This window comes from Methanobrevibacter sp. 87.7 (assembly GCF_002208625.1).
Classification (GTDB): domain Archaea; phylum Methanobacteriota; class Methanobacteria; order Methanobacteriales; family Methanobacteriaceae; genus Methanarmilla.
The window spans coordinates 1-1,044 of sequence record NZ_MRCT01000277.1; the positions used below are offsets into that span (position 1 = coordinate 1).

At 21.2% G+C, this 1,044-nt stretch carries 1 protein-coding gene; it reads left to right on the forward strand.

Going from position 1 to position 1,044, the window contains the following annotated elements; translation table 11 throughout:
- Window positions 1-322: 322 nt before the first annotated feature.
- A complete protein-coding gene (locus tag BGI41_RS08190; RefSeq protein ID WP_088540209.1) occupies window positions 323-874 on the forward strand; it encodes a hypothetical protein in 552 nt (183 codons plus the stop codon).
- Window positions 875-1,044: the final 170 nt, after the last annotated feature.

The following is a 1,044-nucleotide window of genomic DNA, read 5'->3' on the forward strand; positions in this document are numbered from 1 at the left end:
GCTTTAAAAATCTATAAAAATCAATTTTTTAAATTATATTTATTTTTTAATAAAATTATTTTCTGTTAAGATATTAAATTTAATAAAAAACTTTTAAAAACTTTAAAAAATATATATTAACCTAAAGTTATTTTTATATAAAAATAATTTATAATTTAATTTAATTCAAATAATATTTTTAAAAATCTATTAAATTTTATATAAAAATGCTTTTCATATTTTAATTTAATTTGAGTAATATTTTTAAAATTCTATTTAAAATCTAATAATTTAAAAATATTATAATTTATTATTTATTTTATTATTTATGAGGAGATTATTCATGAAAAGAATTCACGTTTTAAGATTAGATCACAGAATTGGTAGGGATACACGTATTACTACTCATGTCTGTTTAACTGCAAGGGCTTTTGGTGCTGATAAGGTATGGTTAAGTGGTGAAGAAGATACTCATTTAATGTCAAATGTTGAGGATATTGTCGATCGTTGGGGCGGAGACTTTAAAGTTGAGTATGTTAAAAATTATTTAAGTTTAATTAAAAATTGGCAAAATGTTGGTGGAAGAATTGTTCATTTAACTATGTATGGTGAACAAGCTCATAAAATCATTGATGAAGTAAGAGAAGAATCTGAAGATAGGGATCTTTTAATTATTGTTGGTGGTAGTAAAGTACCTTCTAAAGTATATAAAAATGCTACTTGGAATGTTTCAGTAACTACTCAACCTCACTCTGAAGTAGCTGCTCTTGCAGTATTCCAACATCTTTTAATGGATGGTAAAGAATTTGATATAAACTTTAATCATCCTGTATTTGAAGTTATTCCAACACTTCATGGTAAAAAAGTAAATATTCATGATGAAAATAAAAGTTAATTCTTTTATTTTTTGTTTTTTATTTTATGTTCTATTTTTTCTGTTTGTTTTAGATTTTTTTGTTTTAAGTTTTGTTTTTTATTCTTTTTTCTGTTTTTCAACTTGTTTTTTTATTTTAGATTTTATATTTATGTTTTTTCTTATTTTTATTAAAATTATTGTTTATTTTC